The organism is Brevundimonas sp. BAL450 (genome assembly GCF_015767455.1).
In the GTDB taxonomy this organism is placed as follows: Bacteria; Pseudomonadota; Alphaproteobacteria; order Caulobacterales; family Caulobacteraceae; genus Brevundimonas; species Brevundimonas abyssalis.
On the sequence record NZ_JADWOW010000048.1, the window covers coordinates 63,688 to 82,418 of the forward strand.

The 18,731-nt window shown below is 67.7% G+C and carries 23 protein-coding genes; 10 read left to right on the forward strand and 13 right to left on the reverse strand.

What is annotated here, in order from left to right; all coding sequences use genetic code 11:
- The first annotated feature begins 83 nt into the window (after window positions 1–83).
- Window positions 84–488, forward strand: coding sequence for a hypothetical protein (locus tag IWC96_RS07680; RefSeq protein ID WP_052516708.1), 405 nt, complete (start codon window positions 84–86; stop codon window positions 486–488).
- Here IWC96_RS07680 and ispH read toward each other — a convergent pair.
- Window positions 485–1,453: a 4-hydroxy-3-methylbut-2-enyl diphosphate reductase gene (ispH, locus tag IWC96_RS07685; RefSeq protein ID WP_021696316.1), complete on the reverse strand. Its 969-nt coding sequence runs from the start codon at window positions 1,451–1,453 to the stop codon at window positions 485–487. The genes IWC96_RS07680 and ispH overlap by 4 nt on opposite strands.
- 148 nt (window positions 1,454–1,601) lie before the next feature.
- Between ispH and IWC96_RS07690 the strand changes: the two genes are divergently transcribed.
- The 5 genes from IWC96_RS07690 to IWC96_RS07710 all read left to right on the forward strand — a co-directional run bounded on the left by IWC96_RS07690 (window position 1,602) and on the right by IWC96_RS07710 (window position 6,824).
- A complete protein-coding gene (locus tag IWC96_RS07690; protein ID WP_021696315.1) occupies window positions 1,602–2,264 on the forward strand; it encodes a hypothetical protein in 663 nt (220 codons plus the stop codon).
- Entirely contained in the window at window positions 2,261–4,036 is a 1,776-nt protein-coding gene (argS, locus tag IWC96_RS07695) for an arginine--tRNA ligase (RefSeq protein ID WP_021696314.1), read from the forward strand. The genes IWC96_RS07690 and argS overlap by 4 nt, the downstream gene beginning before the upstream one ends.
- A 34-nt stretch (window positions 4,037–4,070) precedes the next feature.
- Window positions 4,071–5,084, forward strand: a complete 1,014-nt coding sequence (locus tag IWC96_RS07700) for an adenosine deaminase (RefSeq protein WP_196838674.1) — start codon at window positions 4,071–4,073, stop codon at window positions 5,082–5,084.
- Window positions 5,084–6,262 (forward strand): VWA domain-containing protein, encoded by a 1,179-nt coding sequence (locus tag IWC96_RS07705; protein ID WP_021696312.1) that lies wholly within the window; start codon window positions 5,084–5,086, stop codon window positions 6,260–6,262. Before IWC96_RS07700 ends, IWC96_RS07705 begins: the two co-directional genes overlap by 1 nt.
- Window positions 6,263–6,329: 67 nt before the next feature.
- Window positions 6,330–6,824 carry a hypothetical protein gene (locus IWC96_RS07710; protein ID WP_148291409.1) on the forward strand — a complete coding sequence of 165 codons (495 nt, stop codon included), beginning with the start codon at window positions 6,330–6,332 and terminating at the stop codon, window positions 6,822–6,824.
- 74 nt (window positions 6,825–6,898) lie between these two features.
- Here IWC96_RS07710 and IWC96_RS07715 read toward each other — a convergent pair whose 3' ends face one another.
- The 5 genes from IWC96_RS07715 to IWC96_RS07735 form a co-directional block, all read right to left on the reverse strand.
- The gene (locus IWC96_RS07715) at window positions 6,899–7,072 is read right to left on the reverse strand and encodes a CsbD family protein (RefSeq protein ID WP_021696310.1); all 174 of its coding nucleotides are present in this window, start codon (window positions 7,070–7,072) and stop codon (window positions 6,899–6,901) included.
- Window positions 7,073–7,164: 92 nt separating this feature from the next.
- Window positions 7,165–7,608 carry an NUDIX domain-containing protein gene (locus tag IWC96_RS07720; RefSeq protein ID WP_021696309.1) on the reverse strand — a complete coding sequence of 148 codons (444 nt, stop codon included), beginning with the start codon at window positions 7,606–7,608 and terminating at the stop codon, window positions 7,165–7,167.
- An 8-nt stretch (window positions 7,609–7,616) separates the two neighbouring features.
- Window positions 7,617–8,657: a sensor histidine kinase gene (locus tag IWC96_RS07725; protein ID WP_021696308.1), complete on the reverse strand. Its 1,041-nt coding sequence runs from the start codon at window positions 8,655–8,657 to the stop codon at window positions 7,617–7,619.
- Entirely contained in the window at window positions 8,657–9,079 is a 423-nt protein-coding gene (locus IWC96_RS07730; protein ID WP_021696307.1) for a response regulator, read from the reverse strand. Before IWC96_RS07730 ends, IWC96_RS07725 begins: the two co-directional genes overlap by 1 nt.
- Window positions 9,076–10,602: a CHASE3 domain-containing protein gene (locus tag IWC96_RS07735; protein WP_148291408.1), complete on the reverse strand. Its 1,527-nt coding sequence runs from the start codon at window positions 10,600–10,602 to the stop codon at window positions 9,076–9,078. Before IWC96_RS07735 ends, IWC96_RS07730 begins: the two co-directional genes overlap by 4 nt.
- A gap of 151 nt (window positions 10,603–10,753) precedes the next feature.
- On the opposite strand from IWC96_RS07735, the gene IWC96_RS07740 reads away from it, so the two are divergent.
- On the forward strand, window positions 10,754–11,419 hold the full coding sequence (locus IWC96_RS07740; RefSeq protein ID WP_231378958.1) for a hypothetical protein: 666 nt from the start codon (window positions 10,754–10,756) through the stop codon (window positions 11,417–11,419).
- Here IWC96_RS07740 and IWC96_RS07745 read toward each other — a convergent pair.
- Together IWC96_RS07745 and IWC96_RS07750 are read right to left on the reverse strand one after the other, a co-directional pair.
- The gene (locus IWC96_RS07745; RefSeq protein WP_021696304.1) at window positions 11,407–12,054 is read right to left on the reverse strand and encodes a DUF4126 domain-containing protein; all 648 of its coding nucleotides are present in this window, start codon (window positions 12,052–12,054) and stop codon (window positions 11,407–11,409) included. The genes IWC96_RS07740 and IWC96_RS07745 overlap by 13 nt on opposite strands.
- 53 nt (window positions 12,055–12,107) lie before the next feature.
- Window positions 12,108–12,401, reverse strand: coding sequence for a GNAT family N-acetyltransferase (locus tag IWC96_RS07750; RefSeq protein ID WP_021696303.1), 294 nt, complete (start codon window positions 12,399–12,401; stop codon window positions 12,108–12,110).
- Between the two features lie 93 nt (window positions 12,402–12,494).
- Here IWC96_RS07750 and IWC96_RS07755 point away from each other — a divergent pair, with 93 nt between their 5' ends.
- A complete protein-coding gene (locus IWC96_RS07755; protein WP_196838675.1) occupies window positions 12,495–13,097 on the forward strand; it encodes a DUF3617 family protein in 603 nt (200 codons plus the stop codon).
- A 2-nt stretch (window positions 13,098–13,099) separates the two neighbouring features.
- Here IWC96_RS07755 and IWC96_RS07760 read toward each other — a convergent pair whose 3' ends face one another.
- From IWC96_RS07760 to IWC96_RS07780, 5 genes are all read right to left on the reverse strand, one after another.
- On the reverse strand, window positions 13,100–13,492 hold the full coding sequence (locus tag IWC96_RS07760) for a hypothetical protein (RefSeq protein WP_021696301.1): 393 nt from the start codon (window positions 13,490–13,492) through the stop codon (window positions 13,100–13,102).
- Window positions 13,493–13,502: 10 nt separating this feature from the next.
- A complete protein-coding gene (locus IWC96_RS07765; RefSeq protein WP_021696300.1) occupies window positions 13,503–14,099 on the reverse strand; it encodes a fibronectin type III domain protein in 597 nt (198 codons plus the stop codon).
- An 89-nt stretch (window positions 14,100–14,188) separates the two neighbouring features.
- Entirely contained in the window at window positions 14,189–14,584 is a 396-nt protein-coding gene (folB, locus tag IWC96_RS07770) for a dihydroneopterin aldolase (protein ID WP_370541118.1), read from the reverse strand.
- A gap of 5 nt (window positions 14,585–14,589) precedes the next feature.
- The gene (locus IWC96_RS07775) at window positions 14,590–15,348 is read right to left on the reverse strand and encodes an SDR family oxidoreductase (RefSeq protein ID WP_021696298.1); all 759 of its coding nucleotides are present in this window, start codon (window positions 15,346–15,348) and stop codon (window positions 14,590–14,592) included.
- A 302-nt stretch (window positions 15,349–15,650) separates the two neighbouring features.
- Complete coding sequence (locus IWC96_RS07780) at window positions 15,651–15,971, reverse strand: DUF883 family protein (RefSeq protein WP_021696296.1); 321 nt, start codon at window positions 15,969–15,971, stop codon at window positions 15,651–15,653.
- Window positions 15,972–16,141: 170 nt separating this feature from the next.
- Here IWC96_RS07780 and IWC96_RS07785 point away from each other — a divergent pair, with 170 nt between their 5' ends.
- Both IWC96_RS07785 and IWC96_RS07790 read left to right on the forward strand, forming a co-directional pair.
- Window positions 16,142–16,996, forward strand: a complete 855-nt coding sequence (locus IWC96_RS07785) for a universal stress protein (RefSeq protein WP_052516707.1) — start codon at window positions 16,142–16,144, stop codon at window positions 16,994–16,996.
- A 131-nt stretch (window positions 16,997–17,127) separates the two neighbouring features.
- Window positions 17,128–18,663: an MBL fold metallo-hydrolase gene (locus tag IWC96_RS07790; RefSeq protein ID WP_231378959.1), complete on the forward strand. Its 1,536-nt coding sequence runs from the start codon at window positions 17,128–17,130 to the stop codon at window positions 18,661–18,663.
- Window positions 18,664–18,731 lie beyond the last annotated feature (68 nt).

Below are 18,731 nucleotides of genomic sequence, written 5' to 3' on the forward strand. Positions count from 1 at the left end.
CAACAAGGCCCCGGAGCAATCCGGGGCCTTTCGCATTTGGCCCAATCAGGCGATTATGGGCCATGTCTACGGGGGAGAGCGTCTTGCTCCGCACCATCGCAGCCACCCTGACCCTCTGCGTCCTCATGGGCGGTTGCGCGATGCTGGACCGGATCCTGCCCGATCGCGCCGACGCGGCCGCGCACCGTGAGATCGTGGTGAACACCGAAGACATGCCCGGCGTGCTGGAGCCGATCCACGCCGCGGCGATCATCGCGGACCATGCCGTTTTCCGCGTCACTTCGGGCGGCTGCACCGAACGGGACGACATTCAGCCGATCATCACCCTGGTCGACGACGAGGCGGTGGTGACCTTGCGGCGGATGCACAATGACTATTGCCAGGCCTATGCGGAAGACGGCCTCGAGCTGATCTGGACCTTCGAGGAGCTGGGGCTGCAGCCCGGTCAGCGGGTGCGGGTCAACAACCCCTATCTGGACACGCTCTAGGCGGTCAGGGCCCGGGGCAGCTTGAAGGTGACGGTCTCGCGGGCTCCGTCATCCTCGCGAAGGGTCACATCGAAGTTGGCGGAAAGCGCCGAGATCAGGCCCTGGATCAATTCCTCGGGCGCCGAGGCTCCGGCCGTCACGCCCACGGTTTCGACACCCTCGAGCCAGGCCCAGTCGATGCGCGAGGCGTCGTCCACCAGCCTGGCGTCACGGGCGCCGGCGCGCAACGCCACCTCCACCAGCCGCACCGAGTTGGAGGAATTGGCCGACCCCACCACCAGAACCAGATCCGACCCCTCGGCCAGACGCTTGACCGCCTCCTGCCGGTTGGTGGTGGCGTAGCAGATGTCTTCCTTGTGCGGATCCGGCAGGCCGGAAAAGCGCTCCTTCAGGGTGCGCACGATCTCGGCCGTGTCATCCAGCGACAGGGTGGTCTGGGTCACATAGGCGAGGGGCGCGTCACCCGGCGGAGAGAAGACCCGCGCATCCTCGACGGTCTCCACCAGGGTGATGGCGCCCGGGGGCAGCTGTCCCATGGTGCCGACCACCTCGGGGTGGCCCTCATGACCGATCAGGATGATGTGGCGGCCGGCCGCGTAATGCCGCTCGGCTTCCACATGCACCTTGGAGACCAGCGGACAGGTGGCGTCCAGGAAGAACATCTGTCGGGAGCGCGCCGCCTCGGGCACCGCCTTGGGCACGCCGTGGGCTGAAAAGACCACGGGCCGGTCGTCCGGACACTCATCCAGATCCTTGACGAACACGGCGCCCAGGTCGCGCAGGCGCTCAACCACATGGCGGTTGTGAACGATCTCGTGCCGCACATAGACGGGGGCGCCGTATTTCTCGAGGGCCCGCTCCACGATCTGGATGGCGCGGTCAACGCCCGCGCAGAAACCCCGCGGCGTGGCCAGGCGCACGGTCAGGGAGCGGCGATGGGGAAGGGTCACGGCGGCGGCGGTCATGCAGCCTAACTAGGCGCTCACGGCGTCGGACGCCAGCGGGGGGTGCGCGCGTTGCGGCGCCTCGCTTTAGCCGCTATCAGCGATGAGCCTTAGCCTCAGTTCGCGCCACGACCGGCGCGGGGCTTCACCTGCTCGCCGGGATTTCTTCATGCGCCGTATCGCCCTGCCCCTCCTCGCCACGACCGCCCTGGCCGTCACCCCCGTCGTCGGCGAAGCCCAGACCCGTCCGGGACAGACCCGTCCGGGCGAGACCAGCGGTCAGGAAGAAACCCGCCCGCAGAATGACGCCTGGAACATGCCTCGGCTGCGCCTGAACGAGCAGGTCAACGCGGGGCCCTGCCCCTTCGTGAAAATCCTCTATGACGCCGCGCGCTATGTGGAGATGCCGTTCGACCAGCCCAGCACCGCCAATGTGGGCTACACCGGCGAGATCCAGGGCGTGACGGCGAACTGCTCGTATCGCGGCGACGACCCCATCACCGTCAATATGAACATCCTGTTCGAACTGGGACGAGGTCCGCAGGCGACCAACGACAGCCGGACCTATCGGTACTGGATCGCGGTGACGGACCGAAACACCGCAGTGCTGGCCAAGGAATATTTCGACCTGCCGGTGAATTTCCGGGGGCAGTCGGAGACCAGCGTCGAGGAAGAGATTCGCGGCATCGTGATTCCCCGCGCTGAAGAGACCACCAGCGGGTCGAACTTCGAGATCCTCGTCGGTTTTGAAGTGACGCCTGAAATGGCCGAATTCAACCGCACGGGCAGCCGCTTCCGCATCAACGCCGGCACGGCCCAAACGCAACAATGACCGACCTCAAGTCTGTTCTGGGCGAAGCGGTCGGGGCCGCCTTCGCCGCCGAAGGCGTGGACGCGGCGCTGGCGCGCGTGACGGCCTCGGACCGGCCCGACCTGGCCGACTTCCAGTCCAACGGCGCCCTGGCCGCCGCCAAGGCGCTCAAAGCCAACCCGCGTGAGCTGGCGAGCCGCGTGGCCGAACGGCTGGCCGCCGACCCCCGGCTAGAGTCCGTCGAGGTGGCCGGGCCGGGCTTCATCAATCTGAAGGTGGCGGGCGCCACCCTGGCCGAGCGGGCCGAGGCGGTGGCGGGCGACAGCGATCGGGCCGGAGCCAGCGGCGTGGAGGCGGCCCGCAAGGTCATCATCGACTACGCCGGGCCCAACGTGGCCAAGCCCATGCACGTGGGGCACCTGCGCTCGTCCATCATCGGCGAGAGCCTGAAGCGGCTGTTCCGCTTCCGGGGCGACACCGTGTGGGGCGACGCCCATTTCGGCGACTGGGGCTTCCAGATGGGCCTGCTCATCGTGGCCTGCGCCGACGAAGGCCAGAAACTTCCGGGGGCCGACGCCTTCATGGCCGACGGCGACGGCCCCTTCCCCGCCGAAAGCCCGGTGTCGCTGGCGGATTTGGAGCGCCTGTATCCGCTGGCCGCCGCCAAGGCCAAGGAGGACGAGGCGTTCCGCGACCGCGCCCGGAAAGCGACCGCCGAACTGCAGTCCGGCCGTGCCGGATACCGCGCTCTGTGGGCCCACTTTGTCACCGTCAGCCGCTCGGCGCTGGAGCGCGAGTTCTCGGCCCTGGGCGTGGATTTCGACCTGTGGAAGGGCGAGTCCGACGCCGACGCCTTCGTGCCCGGCATGGTGGCGGACCTCGAAAAGCAGGGCCTGCTGATCGCGGATCAGGGCGCGCGCATCGTTCGGGTGGCGAAGGAGGGCGACAAGCGCGACCTGCCGCCGCTGCTGGTCGTGTCGTCCGAAGGCTCGGCCATGTACGGCACCACCGACCTGGCGACCATCGTGGGACGGCGCGAGGACCCCGGCTTCGACCTGATCCTCTATGTGGTGGACCAGCGTCAGGCCGACCATTTCGAGCAGGTGTTCCGGGCGGCCTATCTGGCCGGATACGCCGACGAGGGCGCGCTGGAGCATCTGGGCTTCGGCACCATGAACGGGCCGGACGGCAAGCCGTTCAAGACCCGGGCGGGCGGGGTGCTGAAGCTGCACGACCTGATCACCATGGCCACCGACAAGGCGCGCGAGCGCCTGAAGGAGGCCGAACTGGGCGCTGATCTGCCCGAGGCCGAGTTCGAGGACATCGCCCGCAAGGTGGCCGTCGCGGCGTTGAAATTCGCCGACCTGTCCAACAACCGCACCACCAGCTACGTCTTCGACCTCGACCGCTTCATGAGCTTCGAGGGCAAGACAGGGCCGTACCTGCTGTATCAGGCGGTGCGCATCAAATCCCTGCTGCGCAAGGCCGCCGACCAAGGCGCCAGCGCAGGGGCCATCGCGGTAGCCGAGCCGGCCGAGCGGGATCTGGTCCTGACGCTGGACGCCTTCGACCAGGCCGCCGCCGACGCCTACGACAAGCGCAGCCCGCACCTGATCGCCGAGCACGCCTATCGTCTGGCGCAGTCGTTCTCGAAATTCTACGCCGCCTGCCCCGTGCTGGCCGCGCCGGACGAGACGACCCGCGCCTCGCGCCTGGCCCTGGCGGCGGCCGCCCTGCGACAGCTGGAGATCGCGCTGGACCTGCTGGGCATTGCGACGCCGGAGCGGATGTAGGCACAATCCCCGCGACGTCATCAGAGGATCGATCATGTCGCTGACGCCCTTCATCGCCGGCCTGCCCAAGGCCGAACTGCACCTGCACATCGAGGGAAGTCTGGAGCCGGAGCAGATGTTCGAATTCGCCCGGCGCAACCGGGTGGCGCTGCCGTTCGCCTCGGTGGAGGAGATCAAGGCGGCCTACGATTTCTCGAACCTGCAGGACTTCCTCGACATCTACTACGCCGGGGCCGACGTCCTGCGGACCGAGGATGACTTCCGCGAGATGGCGCTGGCCTATTTCCGGCGCGCGGCGGCCGACAGCGTGCGGCACGCGGAGATCTTCTTCGACCCCCAGACCCACACCGACCGCGGCATCCCCTTCCAGGTCGTCGCCGACGGGCTGCTGGCGGGCATGGATGAGGCGGAGCGGGAGCTGGGCGTCACCTCGAAGCTGATCCTGTGCTTCTTGCGCCATCTGGACGAGAACGCGGCCTTCGCCACCCTGAAAGCGGCCGAGCCCTGGCTGGACCGGATCGAGGGCGTGGGGCTCGATTCGTCCGAGGTGGGCCATCCACCGTCCAAGTTCGAGCGGGTGTTCACCGCCGCCGGGGCGCTGGGCCTCAAGCGCGTCGCCCACGCGGGCGAGGAAGGCCCGCCGGAATACGTCTGGGAAGCGCTGGACCTGCTCAAGATCGATCGCATGGACCACGGCAACCGGTCGCTGGAGGACCCGACCCTGATCCGTCGCTTGGCGGCCGAAGGCATGACCCTGACGGTCTGCCCCCTGTCGAACCACAAGCTGTGCGTCATCGACGACCTGACCAAGCACCCCGTGCCCGAGATGCTGAAACAGGGTCTGCACGTGACCCTGAACTCGGACGATCCGGCCTATTTCGGCGGCTATGTGAACAGGAACTATGAGGCCATGGCCGAGCATGCGGGCGTCACCCGCGAGCAGTTGGTGCAGATCGCGAAGAACAGCTTCGAGGGCTCGTTCCTGCCCGATGAGGACAAGGCCCGCCACATCGCCGAGGTGGACGCCTACGCGGCGAAGGCGGCCTGATGCTGCTGCCCTTCTTCACCGCCCTGCGCGAGGCGCGGGTGCCCGTGTCCCTGAAGGAATGGCTGCATCTGATGCAGGCCATGGACGCGGGCGTGGCCGACGGGAAGGTGGAGGACTTCTACCACCTGTCGCGGGCGGTGCTGGTGAAGGACGAGAAGCACTACGACCGCTTCGACCAGGTGTTCGGCAAGGTGTTCAAGGGCGTGGAGACCGTCGGCGCGGGCGAAGCGATCACCGCCGATGTCCCGGCGGACTGGCTCAAGCTGCTGAACGAGAAATACCTGACCGACGAGGAGAAGGCGCAGATCGAGGCTCTCGGCGGCTTCGACAAGCTGATGGAGACGCTGAAGCAGCGGCTTGAGGAGCAGACCGAAAGGCATGAGGGCGGCAACCGCTGGATCGGCACGGGCGGGACCAGCCCCTTCGGCCACGGCGGCTACAATCCCGAAGGCGTGCGCATCGGCGGCGAGGGCCGCCAGGGGCGGGCGGTGAAGGTCTGGGAGAAACGCGAGTACAAAAACCTGGACGACACGGTCGAGCTGGGCACCCGCAACATCAAGGTCGCCCTGCGCCGCCTGCGCCGCTTCGCCCGCGAGGGCGCGCCGGACGAGCTGGACATGGACGCCACCATCGATGGCACGGCGCGCCAGGGGTGGCTGGACATCCACATGCGGCCCGAGCGGCGCAACACCATCAAGGTGCTGCTGTTCCTGGACGTGGGCGGCTCGATGGATGCGCACGTGAAGCTGTGCGAGGAGCTGTTCTCGGCCGCGAAGACCGAGTTCCGGAACCTGGAGTTCTTCTACTTCCACAACTGCCTTTACGAAGGTGTCTGGAAGGACAACCGGCGGCGGCAGTCGGAACAGACGGCCACCTGGGACCTGCTGAACAAGTATCCGGGCGACTGGCGCGCGGTGTTCGTGGGCGACGCCACCATGAGCCCCTATGAGGTCACCGTCCCCGGCGGGTCGGTGGAGCACTGGAATGAGGAAGCCGGCGCGGTCTGGCTGAAGCGGGCGCGAGAGCAGTGGGAGAAGTCGGTCTGGCTGAACCCCGTGCCCGAGCGGTTCTGGGGCTATACGCCGTCGGTCGGCCTGATCCGCGAGGTCATGGAGGAGCGCATGTTCCCGCTGACCCTGGATGGGCTGGAGCGGGCCATGCGGACCTTGGCGCGCTGACGTCAGGGGCTGTCAGTCGCCCGACGGCGGATTTCGGGACAGTCTGCCGGAAATCCCGGAGGCGGCCATGTGGATATCGGGGGCTTTGATGATCGCGGCGGCGCTGGCGGGCCAGGAGCCGCCCGGCCGGCCGGAGGTCGGCGCGCGATACGGCCATCTGCGTGCGGCGGTGGAGGCGGAAAGGGAGCGGCGGTCCGCGGCCGCAGACGAGATTGATGACCGGGGTTTTGACCTGGATGCGGAGCGCCCCCGGCTTTCCCTCGCCCAGCGTTTCGAGATCGCCTGCGCCGAAGACGCCCGGGGTCCGGATGAATCCGAGGCCGCATGCCGGGAGCGGGTCACCGAAGCCGTCATTCAGGAATCGCTGGCCCGGGGCGGCGCCATGAACCGCACCACCGACTGGACGGAAGCGGAGGAACGCGAGTGGGTTCAGGCGCCCGCCACGAACCCGGCCGACCGCCTGCGAAACTGCCGGCAGTCCTCCCAGCGCAGCCAGGACGGGGACACCGCCTCCTGGTCCATCCGCTGCGGCGAGCAGGACGGCCCTGCGCCGAGGCTCTGAACCGCCTTCTCAATGGCGACTGAAATTGAAAAGGCCCGCCTTTCGGCGGGCCCATCCACGTTCCTGGAGAACACTCAGTCCTTCAGGCTGTCCTTCATGCCGCCGACGGCGTTCTGAACCTTGCCCTCGGCATGCTTGGCCTTGCCCTCGGCTTCCAGCTTCTGGTCGCCGGTCATTTTGCCGACGCCCTCTTTCATCTTGCCTTCAGCCTGCTTGGCGGAGCCTTCAACACGATCATGATCAGCCATGGTGTATCCCTTCGGTTGACGCCAGCCGTTTGCGGCGGCGCTTCAATAAGGAAACAGGCGGGCCATCCGATTGTTCCGTCACGCTTTTGGGATCAGCGCCGACGCAACCATATGGCGACGGCCCAGGCGTGGGCGTCGTGGCGGAGCTCGGCCAGCGCCCGGTGCGGGTCCAGCCAATGCAATTCGTGATCATCCTCGACCTTCGCGTCGGGATCCTCCCGCTCAACCTCGGCGGTCCAGAAGCCGGCCAGATTGTTCACGGCCCGGCCATCCGATTTCAGGAAATACTGACCCGCCTCGCCCAGACGATCACCCGCCCGCACGGTCAGGCCGGTCTCCTCCACGAACTCGCGGACCAGGGCGTCTTCTTCGGTTTCATCCCCGTCGATGGCGCCGCCGGGCAGGTCGTAATAGCTCCCCTCCCCGCGATCGACGCGCACGCAGGCGATCAAGCCGTCGCGAAGGACGAGGCCGAAGGCCGTCGGACGGTCTTCATAGTTATGGCCGGGTTCCGGCTGGCCGAATTGCAGGTTCATCGCGCGCCTTACAGGTCAAAGACCATACGCGCCCGCACGCCGGTGTGTTCCGGATCGATCTCGAGCTGAGACTTCAGGCCATGGGCCATGGCCGAGATGATCTTGCCGCCGAGGCCCGTGCCTTTGGGCTTGCCGTCGCCCATGCCGGGGCCGTCGTCCTCCACCGTCAGCACGGCGCGCGTCTCATCCTGGCGTTCCAGCAGGACGCGGATGTCGCCGCCATTTCCGGGCAGGTAGGCGTATTTGACCGCGTTGGTGACCAGTTCCGTCACCACCACGCCAAGCGACACGGCCTGGTCCGTGTCCACCCGCAGGGGCTCGGCTTTCAGGGTGATGCATGGCGCGCCCTCTTCCGGGCACAGGGACTGGACCAGTTCGTCCACCAGCCCTTCCAGGTATTCATCCAGCGCCACGCTGGCCATGTCGGCCGAGGTGTAGAGCCGCCGGTGGACCTGGGCCACCGCCTCGATGCGCACCTGGGCGTCCTGCAGGGCCAGACGCCCCGCGTCGTTCTTCATCTGGCGCAGTTGCAGGGAGATGAAGCTGGAGACCAGTTGCAGGCTGTTGCCGACGCGGTGATTGACCTCACGAAGCATGGCCTCGGCCCGGTCGCGGGCCAGACGAACCTCTTCCTGGGCCTCCTCGTTGGCCCGGCTGAGGCGGCGGCGCTCGAGAGCGTCCTCAAGGGCGGCGCGCAGCAGCGCGGTGAAGTCCTCGGACACGTCCTTGATGACGTAATCGGCCGCGCCGGTGCGCAGGGCCGCCACGGCGATGCGTCCGTCCTGGGCCCCGGTCACATAGACAACAGGCGGCGCAGCGGGCACCGCCAGGATGTCCGGGAGAACGTCCAGCCCGTCGCGCGTGGGCATGTAGTGATCCAGGGCGATGACGTCGAAGGCGCCTTCGCGCAGTTGCTCCAGCCCCGCGTCCCCGTCGAGCGCGCAGGTGACGACATAGCCGTGTCGGGTCAATTCCTTCTCGACCAGCCGGGACAGCCCCCGGTCGTCGTCGATATAGAGCAGCCGAACTCCGTTCCCGGCCGCGCTCATCAGATGTCCGGCGCCTGCATCACCGACAGGAACAGGCCCAGTTGGCGGATCGCTCCGGCAAAGGCTTCATAGTCCACCGGCTTGGTGATGTAGACATTGCAGCCCAGGTCGTAGCAACGCTGGATCTCGACCTTGTCGTCGGTGGTGGTCAGAACCACCACAGGCGCGCGCTTCAGGCGTTCGTCCGCCTTGATCTTCGCCAGAATGTCCGTGCCCTGCATATCGGGCAGGTTGAGGTCCAGCAGCACCAGCATGGGGCCATTGGCCTTCACCTCTTCGCTGAACAGATAATCGAGGGCTGAAGACCCGTCGTCGAAATGCTTGATCTCGTTAGAGATGTTGGCGCGGCGGATGTTCTTTTCGATCAACTTGGCGTGGCCATGGTCGTCCTCGACCATGACGATGGTTACGGCTGTACTCATACTGTGTCTCCCGCCCCTGCGATCAGACGTTTCGGAAATTTCAAACGGAATGTCGAGCCTTTTCCAAGCTCTGACTCAATGTCGATGGTTCCGCCCAGGCGCCGCGCGCTGTTGCGCACAAAGGCCAGCCCCAGCCCTTCGCCCGTCCGGTCCTGACGGCCGGATCGACGGAACAGTTCGAAGATGCGTTCGTGGTCCCGGTCAGAGATGCCCCGCCCGTTGTCCACGATCTCGTATTCGACCCATCCGCCCAGCAGGTCCCGCCCGCGGATCTCAATGCGGCCCGGGCGTCCGGTGTCCAGATACTTGACCGCGTTGTCGATCAGGTTGCCGAAGATCTGCTCCATGGACAGGCGGTCGCTCTCCACCACTGGCAGGTCGTGGACGACGATTTCGGCGTCCGCCTCCTCGGTCTGGTGGCGCACGCTGTCGGCGATCTGCCGGGCCATGGCGGTCATGTCCAAGGGCTCGGAGACAAGCCCGCGGCGTCCTTCCCGGGACAGTTTGAGGATGGCGTTGATCAGGCGGTCCATTTTGGCGGTGGAGGCGCGGATGAAGCCGATGGCCTCGGGCACATCCTCGGTCACGGCCTGAACCGCGTCCTGCTCGATGGGATCGGGATCATCCGAGCGTGTGCGCTCCATGTGGGCGGACAGGGCCTTGCCCGCCTGCTCCAGCTCGGAGGTGTAGCCCATGACGTTGACGAGCGGCGCGCGCAGGTCGTGGCTGACGATATAGGCGAAGCGCTGGATCTCCTCGTTGGCGCGGGTCAGATCAGCGGTGCGGTCGGCCACCGTGGCCTCCAGCCCCCTGTTGAGCGCATCCAGGCTGTCGCGGGCGGACTGGACCTCGGCCACATAGCGGCGGATCAACATCAGGCTGATGATGGCCAGGGCGATGATGAGGACGGCCGACACGCCGTTCACGCCGATCGCCGCCCAGGTGGCGTTGCGGGCGGCGCGGACGCGTTGGGCGACACGCGCTTCCTCGATCGCATCAAGAGCGGCCACCTGCTCCCGCATCTCGTCCATGAGGGCCTTGCCCTCGCCGCCACGCAGAATCTGAACCGCCTCGCCGATCCGGCCCTGCCTGGCCAGGACGATGGTCTGCTGCATGACCTCGAGCCTCTGGCGCTTGAGCTCCCGCAGGGTGTCGATGCGAAGGGTCTCGTCGGGCGTCTCGGCCAGCCGGGACAGGCGATCTCCGGCCGCGGGGAGCTGGTGCTGCGCCGCGTCGTGAATGGCCAGATAGTCGGCGCGCCCCGTCAGCAGAAAGCCGCGTTGCCCCGTTTCGGCGTCCACCATCAGCAGCATGAATTCCCGGGCGGCCAGTTGCATCTGCTGGCTGCGCTCCGACGCCTCGGTATGGTCGGAGATGCGCTGCACCATCACGAAGGTGGCGATGTTGATGACCAGCAGCAGCAGGATCGCCAGGCTCAGCAGGCCCACGATGGTCCGGCTGATGGTCGGGGTCCTCAGGAACAGCCGAAGGCCCTGAATTGTCGAACGGAAATCTGGCGCCATGGGACGCATGGTTTAGCGGCCCCGCGCTCCCTGTCCACCCCGCCTCGGAACCAGAGGGTGACGCGCGTCCTTTCCTTGGTTAACGTGGCAAAGCTTTGGGGGAGCGTGTGCAATGGTCTGGTGGTGGTGGATTCTTCCCGGCGCGGCTGCCTTGGCCGGCGCGCTGTTGTTGCTTTCGGGGCTGGGGGCCCTGTTTCGGGGCCGGTTCCTGGGGGCGTTCAGCGGCGTGCTTTTCGGCGGCGGGATCCTCGCCGCCGGGGTCGCCGCCATCCTTCTGGGCCTCAATGTCCAGAGCTACGCACGCCTGACCCACGAACGACCGGTCGCCACCATTACACTCAGCCAGATCGAGACGCAGTTCTTCGAAGCGACCCTGACCCAGCCTGAAACGGATGCGACCCCGGCCTCGACGGCGGTCTATCCGGTTCACGGCGACGAATGGCGCATCGAGGCCCATGTCCTGCGCTGGAAGCCCTGGGCCAACATTCTGGGCCTGGACGCGCAATACCGGCTGGACCGTCTGTCTGGCCGCTATCAGGACACCCAGCAGGAACTGACGGCCGTGCGCAGCGTGCACGACCTGCGCGGCGGCGACGTGGCGTCCGAGCGGCGCTGGACCCTGGATGTCTGGGACGTGTCGCGGCGTTACCGGGACTATGTGGACGCCGTGGACACGCTGTATGGCTCAGCCGCCTACATGCCCATGGCCGACGGGGCCCAGTACGAGGTCTGGATCACCCAGTCGGGCCTGATCGCCCGCCCCGTCAATGAACAGGCGCGCGAGGCATCGGCCGGCGGCTGGGTTCAGACGGACTGACGCTCAAGCCTCCGGCGCGCGCGACGCGCCACGCGTCCCACGATCAGGGCGAGGACGACGAGGAACACCGGGACCAGCACCGGCGCCAGCAGGGCCAGCAGGGCTGTGAAGAAAGCCAGCACGTCCTCGAACAACGACAGCACCGGATTGCCCAGACCGCCCGTGGTGGCGGTCGACGCCAACCTCAGGCCGCCCTGCGCCGCGTTGAAGGCCAGGGCCGTCGGCGCCCCGACGATGATTCCCGCCACCGCCGCCAGCAGCGGATCCACGCCGACGAACAGCGACCCGGCGGCCAGCGCCGCCGCGAGGGGCCGCACAATGAGTCCGACGCCGCTGAGCGCGTTGTCCACGACCGGAACCTTGTCGGCCGTGAACTCCGCCACCGCCGCCACCCCCAGCGCCGCCACGGCGGCGTCGGAATGCAACCACTGCATCTGCTCGTTCAGCTGGATTCCGAACCAACCGAACCGCGCCGCAAGCGCCAGCATCAGCAACGGCAGGAAAGTGCGCAGGCCCGTCGACGCGGCGAGGCCCAGCCCCAGCAAGGCGGGCACGATCCAGACGGCGAAAGGCTCCCCCCATCCCTGGACGGCCGTCGTCATGCCGCCCAGCGCGTCTATCACCTGTTCGATCATGCCCCATCCTCCCTGCGCTCAGCAGAGCGCCGGGAGCGGGTCGGGGTCAAGGCTCAGAGATCGCTGACCACGTCCGCCGCGTCCGGATGGCGGCGGAACCAGGCGACGGCGTAGGCGCAGCGCGGGATCAGCTTGAGGTCATGGGTGCGGGCGTGATCGGCCAGGCGCGTCATGAAGTCTCCCGCCGCCCCGGAGCCGCGCAATTCCGGCTCGGCCTCCACGTGCAAAATGACCCGCCGGTCACCCTGTCTGGCGTAGTCGGCCCAGACGCGGCGCAGTTCGCCCTCGGCGTCCGTGAACCCCTGCTCGAAGCGGTTCTCGGCGGGCACATCTCGAAAATCAGTCATGGGCGGCTCCTCGGTCAGGCTATAGTGGATCAATCGTGGCGGGGCGATGACGTTCCCCACCACATCTGACGATCATGTGTGGAGGGGCCGGTCATGGGCATGAAGGTGAAGCTGGGCGTCGTTGTGGGCGTCGCCGTTCTGGGGCTGTCGGCCTGCGGACGCGAGGATCCTGCCGTATCCGAACCCGCGGGCGGCGAGCCCGCCGATGCGCCCGAAACAGCCGAAGCCGCGCCCCAGGCGCAGCCGGTTCTGCGGGACGGACTCTGGGTTGTGGCCAGCGAGACCGACGGCATGCGGTCGGCCATGCGCATGTGCGTGGACGCCGAGGTGCAGGCGCGCATGGGCGTGCTGGGCAGCCAGATGTCGGGCGGCGCCTGCGAGGAATCCACGGTGACGCCGCGGCCCGGCGGGGGCTGGACCGTCCGATCGGTCTGCGACATGGGATCGGGCGGGCGCGTGGTCAGCGAGGGCGTCACCACCGGCGACCTGAACAGCGCCTATCGCACCGAGATGACCTCCACCACCACGGGCGCGGCCGTGCCGCACATGAACCGCACCGTGGCCCAGGTGGTCGAGGGTGAGCACCAGGGCGCCTGTCCAGAGGGCATGGCGCCGGGAGACCTTGAGGCCCCCGGCGGCATTCGCTTCAACATGCTGGAGATGGCCGAGATGGCCGGCCGCGCCGGGGCTCCGTAGCCTTAAGGCGTGCGGCCCTGGACCACGCCGATCAGGCCCAGGACGCTCTTCACCGTGAACCAGATGAACAGCACCAGCATCGCGATGCCCGCAGCGATCAGGAACGGTATCCCGATCAGGATCACCGACAGCACCGCCGACACGAACATCACGATGCCCAGCAGGATGAACCAGACGATGACCGACCAGAACAGGCGGATCTGATCGTCAAAATGGGCGCGGACCCAGCCCGTGGCGTTGCCGCGCATGGCGTAGGCCACCACGACCCCGACCACCGCCAGCAGATTGGCGCTGGGAATGGCCAGCAGATACAGCAGCCACACGACGCCTGCGGCGGCGCGGCCTTCCTCGGGATCGGATGAGCCGTAGCGGGGCTCGGGGGCGGCGTCGGCCATCAGATGTCTCCTAGAAAAACCATGTCCGGGGATTGGATATGGGCTGGGCGTTCTTCAGGCGCCAGATGCCCGCCGCGCCGCGCGCGATGGTCCACACCGCCAGCAGGAACAGGACGAAGATGCCCAGGTTCACCACGATCAGGATCAGCCCCACCAGCGCGGCGATGGCGGCGGTCCACAGGGTGCGCTGCTGATAGACATAGTGGCTGAGCAGGAACGGTGAGGCGTTCACCGTGCGCCCCGTCACCGCCAGCAGGCCCAGGACGGCGGAAAAGCCCAGGGTCGGCACCGCGAAAAGGATCAGGGCGTAGATGGTCAGGGCCCAGGTGAGCCGGTCCTTCGGCTCCTCGTCCAGCGCCCGGCGACGCTCGGCGCGCGAGACGAACACCGGCGCGGGCTCAGGTTCAGGCTCGGGTGTCGGCGGTTCGGGTTCGCGCACGGCGTCCTCCATCCGGGGCTCCGGCTCCGGCTCCGGCGCGGGATGGGCGACGGGCTCGGGAGCGGGCTCGGGCTCCACCGGGCGCCCGGCCACGGATTGGGGCGAGCAGAAGCCGACCTGATCGTCGAAATCGTCCTCAGGGGTCCTGGGCTCGCCCGGTTCGGCCATGTCGCTCCTCGATGCGCCTTTGCGCGCTTGTCCAGACAATGGCGGCGTCGGCCGCCCATGACAACCGGCTTGAGCCGGTTCGGCCGGGCCTAACGCCGCCAGACCACTTCGCATCCCGGGGCGATGGTCCCGGCCAGGGCGCCGGGCTTTTCAACCCGCACCCGCGCGGCCAGAACCCGGGGATTGTCCAGGCAGGCCAGCGCCAGCCGGTCCGCGAAGGTCTCGACCAGACCCACATGGCCCGACGCGACGATCGCGCGCGCGGCCTCGGCCACGGTTTCGTAGTTCACCGTATCCGACAGACCGTCCACGTCGCCGGCGCCCAGTTCGAGCGACACATCGATCATCAGGGTCTGCAGGCGGCCCTGCTCGTGGTCGTGGACGCCGATGCCGGCCTGAACCTCGAGCCCGCGCACGAACACGGTCAGGGCCTCGCGCCGCGGTTCGGGCGCCTGGAAGGGCAAAGGGCTGGGGGCCAGGGACAAGTCGGCTACTCCACGATGTCGGGGGTCAGCCAGGCCAGGTGCTGGCCGCCGTCCACGGCGATCATCTGGCCCGTGACCAGGGACGCGTCAACGAGATAGAGCACCGCCCGCGCCACCTCGGCCGGGTCGCCGGCGCGCTGAAGCAAGGTGTTCTCCGCCTCCGCCGCGAATTCCCCGGGCGTCTGGTGGATGGACGGCAGGGTCGGGCCGGGACCGACGCCGTTGACGCGAATGCGCGGGGCCAGGGCCTGGGCCAGGGTGCGGGTCGCCCACCACAGGCCGGCGCGCGACAGGCTGTAGGAGAAGAAGCGCGGGTCCGGCTTTCGCACCCGCTGGTCCAGCAGGTTGACGATGCACGCCCCGTCCGGCGCCTGGGCGGCGAATTCCTCCGCCAGCACGATGGGCGCGCGCAGATTGGTCTCGATGTGCCGGTCCCAGCTGTCGCGGCTCAGCCCGCCCACCCGGTCGTCCTCGAACACCGAGGCGTTGTTGACCAGCACGGTCAGGGGCCCGAGCGCGGCGGCGGCGTCGGGGATCAGGCGGCGCGCGGCGGCCTCGTCGGTCAGATCGGCCTGAAGCGCGACCGCGCGACGGCCCAGCGATTCGATCTCGCGCACCGTGTCGGCGGCGTCCGCCTCGGAGTTGTTGTGGTGGACCGCGACGTCGAACCCGGCCCGCGCCAGCTCAAGCGCGATGGCCCGGCCGATGCGGCGTGCAGCGCCGGTGACCAGCGCCGCGCCGCGTGGGGCGCCCGTGTCAGTCAATCCGGCCGAACTCGAACCAGTTGAAGGCGGCGAGGACGATGGCGAGACCCAGAATGGCGGCGACGACGACCATGGAAAAGCTCCTGAAAACTTGCGCACCGCATATAGGGCGGCGGGCGATGGTTCAAGCGCCGCCGATGGCCTGTGAGGCGACCATGACCACCTGGCGCCGTCACATCAAGCCTTCACCCGGCCGCCCAGCGCCTCACATTCAGACTGATGTCGAAGGTCGTTCCAGCGCCGCCAGCCGGCGCCGACGGTTTTCATGGACGGATATCGCGTGGGCGATGAAGGTGGAGATCCTACTCGCCGGCGGCGGGCGGAATTCCCAGACGCCGGGCGGCGACCAGGCCGATCAGCGCCGCCGCCGAAGCGATCAGGGCGGCGGTCGCCCAAGGATGCTCCTGAACTTCCTCCCTGGTGCGTTGCGCCAAGCCGGCGCCGGTCTCACGAGCCTGCTCGGCCAGATGGTGCGCCGCCCGGCTGAGGGCGGCCGAGGCGTTTTGCAGGGCTTCCTGCGCTTCTTCACCGGTCTTGTCGGTCGCGTCTCTGAGATTGTCGGCAACCTCAGCGACCAGGTCCTGGATGGTCTTGTTCAGCTTCTGGATAGAGGTCTTCGGCATGTCAGCCTCCTGTTCGGGGCCGCATCCATGCTCCTGCGGCCCCCGCCCCGCCGTGATCTGGATCAATGTCCGCGCCACGCCGACATGGCATCCTTTGCCCGGTCCCGCCATCGGACCGCATCGCGGTCGCCTGAACGGACGCGGGGCGAGCCGGCCTTGAGGATCAGCCCATGAGCTACAAGCACATTGTCGCCCTGGCCGTAGGGGAGCCCTTCGACCGCCAAACGCTGGCGTTCTCCGCCTGGCTGGCGCTGGAGCATGGAGCCAGGGTCACGGTGGTTCCCGCCTATCCGGATGCCGCCGCGAGTGTGGCGGCCTTCGGGATCTCCGCCGGGGGCGCCTATCCGCAAGAAGTCTTTGAAGCGCTGTCAGAAGCCATGAAAACGACCCAGGCCGAGATCGAACAGGTCTGCCGGGACGTGTGCGAGGAGACCGGTCTCACCTTCGGGCCCGGCGGCGGGGAGCCACGTCTGGTCCTGGCCGACTATGACCGGCCGCCCACCTTCGCTGTGGCCCGCCATCTGGCCCTGGCTGATCTGGTGGTGGTGGCGCAAGGGCTGCTGACAGGGTCGGACCGCCATCTCATCGGGCAGATCCTGTTCGCCGAGCGCGCTCCGCTGCTGATCGCGCGCGGCGATCCCGAGAGCCTGTCCGGCGTCGCGGCCATCGCCTGGGATGGGAGTGCTCACGCAGGACGGGCCGTGCGTCAGGCCCTGCCCCTGATCGGCGCGTCGAAGGCGCTGCTTATTCTTCAGGCGCCGGAGGGCCGGCGGCTGGACACAGATGCAAACCCGGAAACGCTGAACGCCTATCTGCGCGCCCATGATCTAGGCGAGGGCCGATGCGTCTCTGCCGAAGGATCGCCAGAAGGCGAAGCGCTGATCAGGACGGCCAGGGCCAATGACGTGGACCTGCTGATCGCCGGCGCCTTCGGGCGGCCGCAGCTGGCCGAGTATCTGTTCGGCGGGGCGACCCGCAGCTTCATGAAGGCGAAGGACGGCCCGTCGCTGCTGTTGATGCATTGACCGCGCCCGCCCCTTCCCCGTCGAAGGGATCGAGCGGCCCCGCTCTCCAGTTCTTCGGCGCGGCCGAGTGTGTCACCGGTTCCTGTACGCGAGTCACCTGCGGACCGACCCAGGTGCTGGTGGACTGCGGCATGTTCCAGGGTCCCAAGACGCTCAAGGCCCTCAACTACGAACCGTTTCCCTTCGATCCGGCGAAGATTGACGCCGTCGTTCTGACCCACGCCCACATCGACCATTCCGGACTGCTGCCCAAACTGGTCCGCGGAGGCTTCCGCGGACCGATTTTCGCCACGGCCGCGACGCGGGACCTTTGCGCCGTGATGCTCGCCGACGCGGCGGAGCTGCAGGCCATGGACGTGGACAATCTCAACCGGCGCAACGAGCGCCGCGGCCTGCCCCTGGTCACGCCGATCTATGGCCCCGCCGATGTGGCTCCGACCATGCGGCTGTTCCAGACGGTGAAGATGCGCCAGACCGTGGTCGCAGCGCCGGGTGTCGAGGCCGGCTTCTGGCCGGCGGGCCACCTGCTCGGCGCGGCTTCCGTGGAGCTCAGTCTCAAATCCGGAGGCTCGCCGGTCAGGGTCCTGTTCTCAGGAGACGTGGGCGCACTGGGCCAGTACCTGCTGCCGACGCCAGACGGTCCATCCGGCGCGCAGCATGTGGTGCTGGAGTCCACCTATGGGGATCGAGAACGACCTGTGCTGGAGCCAGGACGGCGGCGCGATATCCTCACCGAGGAGCTGCGGCGGGCCCGCGCGGCGGGCGGTCCGCTCCTGCTGCCCGTCTTCGCCATCGGCAGATCGCAGGAACTGCTCCTGGATCTCCTCACGATCATGGACGCTCATCCCGATCTGGCGGGTGAGATATTCCTCGACTCCCCGTTGGCCATCGAGGCCACCGATGTTTTCCTGAAGCGCGGGTGGAACTCCGACAGCCAGTCCAACCCTTATCTGCCGCTACAGCACGCCGAACGGATCCATGAGCTTCTGCGTCCCAATGAGAGCGACACCCTGGACCGGCTGCGTGGATGGCATGTCATCCTCGCCGGCAGCGGGATGTGCGACGGCGGCCGGGTCCGGCGTCACCTGAAACGCCTTCTCTGGCGCAAGGAGACCACGGTCCTGATGACCGGATATCAGGCTGTCGGCACCCTGGGCCGAGTGCTTGTAGAGGGTCAGAACCTGGTTCGAATTCAGGGGCAGGATGTTCGGGTGCGGGCGAATATTCGCTCCATCGACACCTACTCGGGTCACGCGGACGCGACCGGTCTGGTCCAGTGGCTTCTGGACAGGACGCCCACGGGCGCGATTTTCCTCAACCATGGCGAGCCCGATGGTCTTGCAGGTCTGGCGCGTCGGCTCGAGGCGGCGTCCATACCGCCGGACCGCATCATCACGCCCATCCTTGACCAGACCTATGATCTCGGCGCCCGCGAGATTCAGGCCGAGGCTGCGTCCCGACCCCGTTTGCCGCCGGGGGCCGCCGGTCGTCAGGACTGGCACAACAGGCGTGCAGGCTTCCTGGGTCTTCTCAACGAGGTGCTGCAGGAGATCAGCGACGACGAGGTGCGCGCGCGGCTGCTGTCCGAGTTGACCCGTCAGGTCAAGGCGGCGCGTCGCCAGGGCGCCGTCGAGGGAGCCGAAGCGACGACCGACACCTCGGTCTGACGGGGAATCCTGGCCTCTGACCAGAGGTGAACTGGAACAGCAGCGAGAGAATATCGCACTATCCCGCC